This is a genomic window from Mesorhizobium sp. M7A.F.Ca.AU.001.01.1.1 (genome assembly GCF_004022735.1).
GTDB lineage: Bacteria > Pseudomonadota > Alphaproteobacteria > Rhizobiales > Rhizobiaceae > Mesorhizobium > Mesorhizobium ciceri.
The window spans coordinates 1-2,940 of the sequence record NZ_RZPF01000766.1 but is presented as its reverse complement, the minus strand read 5'-3'; the positions used below and the strand labels follow the sequence as shown (position 1 = coordinate 2,940).

3 protein-coding genes are annotated in these 2,940 nt (G+C 59.4%); all 3 read right to left on the bottom strand.

Annotated features, from left to right (window positions below; translation table 11 throughout):
* On the bottom strand, positions 1 to 617 hold a 617-nt coding region (locus EN884_RS31430), incomplete at its 3' end, for a phosphoserine transaminase (protein WP_164895275.1).
* A gap of 200 nt (positions 618 to 817) precedes the next feature.
* Positions 818 to 1,657: an outer membrane beta-barrel protein gene (locus tag EN884_RS31425; protein ID WP_318011902.1), complete on the bottom strand. Its 840-nt coding sequence runs from the start codon at positions 1,655 to 1,657 to the stop codon at positions 818 to 820.
* Between the two features lie 225 nt (positions 1,658 to 1,882).
* Positions 1,883 to 2,719, bottom strand: a complete 837-nt coding sequence (locus tag EN884_RS31420; RefSeq protein ID WP_013529156.1) for an outer membrane protein — start codon at positions 2,717 to 2,719, stop codon at positions 1,883 to 1,885.
* Between the last annotated feature and the right edge of the window lie 221 nt (positions 2,720 to 2,940).

Genomic DNA, 2,940 nt, shown 5'->3' with positions numbered 1-2,940 from the left:
AGTCCTCCTGGCTCGGTCATCTCGCCGCCCAGCACCTTCTGCCAGGAGAAAGTGACGACATCGAGTTTTTCGAAGTCGAGCCTCTGCGCGAATGCGGCGGAAGTCGCATCGCAGACGGTCAGGCCCTTGCGGTCCGCGGGAATGAAATCGCCGTTCGGCACGCGAACGCCCGACGTGGTGCCGTTCCAGGTGAACACCACATCGCGGTCGAAATCGATCTTGGTGAGATCAGGCAGCTCGCCGTAGCCGGCTTCGATCTTGCGCACGTCGGCGAGCTTCAATTGCTTGACCACGTCGGTGACCCAGCCGGAGCCAAAGCTCTCCCAGGCGACCATGTCGACGCCGCGCTCGCCGAGCAGCGACCACAGCGCCATCTCGACCGCACCGGTGTCCGACGCCGGCACGATGCCGATGCGGTAACCCGCCGGGACCTGGAGAATCTCCCGCGTCAGCTCGATCGCCTGTTCGAGCTTGGTCTTGCCGATCTTGGCGCGGTGGGAACGGCCGAGCGCAGCATTTCTTAGCGCCTCGACCGACCAGCCGGGGCGCTTTGCGCAGGGACCTGAGGAGAAATTGGGGTTTGCCGGACGGAGTCCGGGCTTCGTATGCGTCGTCATCGTGGTCTATCCTTCCAGATAGTGGCCCCTCGTTGGGGAGGGGTGGCCCACGGACGGCGATATTCGTTCGGGCTTCAGGCGTCAAGAGGAAAGTTTTTGTCGTTGCCGGGATACCGGCGATCCCCGATCAGGATGTCGTGACTTCAAACGCAAACGACGGACCCCATGATCCGCCGTGCTGGTCCTCGTACTCGCCGCGCCTACCAGAGATCGTAGCGCAGCCCGACCTTGACCTGATGATAATCGAGGCCCTTTTTGAACTCAGGGTTGCCGACAGCGTCTGCTGTCACGTATTTCGCGGAAGGCAGAGCCGTGTATTGATAGCCGACATCGACTGCAACATTCTTGCTGACCTGATAAGCAAAGCCGGCGCCGAGCGTATAGGCGAAGCTGAACTGCTTCTCCGACTGCGTCGTCCCATCATAGCCGTTTGGATCGTCGCATTCAAAGATGGTCGTGGTTGTACCTGATGTTGTCGATGAATTCTGACAGTTGCGAGCGCCTTGAGCGTACTTGTAGGTGCTGTACGCTATGCCGACACCGCCTCCGACATAGGGCGTGAAGCCGACATAAGTGCCCAGGTCGACAAAGGCGCTGGCCATCACATCGTAGGCCTTGTTGTTGCCGTCGTTGGAGCCTTCGCATCCACGGGTGCTTGGGCCGGCGAACGCGCTTGTGCTGCCACCGCTGGTGACAGTCACCGTCTGCGTTCCATCGCAAGTACTGTCGAATTTGCTGGCGAATTTGCTTGTCGGCAGCAGACCGAAATTCAATTCACCACGGAAGTAATCGTTGAAATGGTAGCCCATACCTATCGAACCAGACAGCGGGCTGGTATCCGTAACCAGACCGGCCGGAGTTTCCGAAAATTCATAGGGCTTGTTGAAGGCATAGCCGAGATCACCGCGCAGATACCAGCCGGAGCCGACCTCGACCGGGACGTAGTCGGGCGCCTGGTCGACATAGATCGGCGGATCGTAGTCGGCCGCGTGCACCGGCGTCAGCGGCAGGAGGGCTAGTGCACCGAGCGCCAGCGCCATACGCGATGTAAGTTTCATGGTCCCCGACTCCCGAATTTGGCGCAGCCCGCAATCGCAGCGGCAGCCATCGTTTCAAGGAGCATTGTTAACCATAGTGGTTAAGTGGCGGTTAAGGCTAACAGAGCGTTAGCGAATTCATTTCCCCTGTCGATTCCAGGCGGCCAACGAAAAACCGCCCGGCTGAGGCCGGGCGGTTTGTGAAGAATTCAAGTAATGTAGATGCTGTTACTTGGTGTAGATCGGCTCGGGTTCGGGCTGGTAGGCAACGACCGGCGCGGCGCAACCGTTGTTGCCACCGAACTGGTAACGCAGGCCACCGCGCACTTCGTGTGTGTTGATGCCACGATCGAAGCCGGGACCGGAGCTGGTGATGTTCCAGTCGAACATGCGGCCGCCCTGGATATGGGAGAAGCGGTAGCCGGCATCGAGAATGATCTTGTCGGTCAAGCAGTACGAAGCGCCGGCCATCAGACCGTAGGCGAAACGCCAGCTTGATCTGCCGGGATTGAACTCGGTGGTGTTCGGGTCGTAGACATCATCCCACTTGACGCGGGCGCCGCCGATGCCGGCGCCAACGTAAGGCGTGATGCCATGGTAGGTGCCGAGATCGACATAGGCGTTGGCAAGCAGTAGCAGGGCGCTCATCTTCGATACTTCGGTCGAAGTACCGTTGATATCCGAGGTGCCGCCGTTGAAGTTCGACTTGAACCAATAGTCGGCGGTCAAATCGGTCCGGAAGTGATCGTTGATCTTGTAGCCGACGCCGGCGCCGAGCGAGAAACCGCCCTTGAGCTTGCCGAAATCGAAGCTTCTGGTGCCGGGCGTAACCGTACAGTTACAGGGATCGACGGTGTAGGTCATATAGTCGATGCCGCGCACGGTCGACTTGTGATAGTCGATGTCGCCACGGATATACCAGCCGCCGACTTCTACCGGCTGCTCGTAGACGGCCTGAGGCGGAGCCTCTTCGACGATCGGTTCCGGCAGGTCGGCCGCGAACAACGGCCCCGCCAGGCCTGCGAACAGTAAGGCGAGCAGGGCCTTTCTTGCTGTCTTGAACATGCTTGTCACCCCTGAGAAGCTCGGAACGGCAAACCCGCCCGAAATGCGATTGGCTTTCAGTCGTGGATAATGAATTGCAAAGGTTAAAAGGCGTTTAACCCTGTTGCTTAACCACGAATCTCGAAACTTCTGGGGACCGGCGCGAGATTTCCGAACAGCGAACAGACTGGGAGCCGACAAGAAAAAGCCCGCCGAGAGGCGGGCCTTGGACAGGTTCAGGC

Bases quoted from the DNA above. Each gene is read 5' to 3' on its own strand.
- EN884_RS31425 (WP_318011902.1), bottom strand. From the start codon at position 1,657: ATGGCGCTGGCGCTCGGTGCACTAGCCCTCCTGCCGCTGACGCCGGTG.
- EN884_RS31420 (WP_013529156.1), bottom strand. From the start codon at position 2,719: ATGTTCAAGACAGCAAGAAAGGCCCTGCTCGCCTTACTGTTCGCAGGC.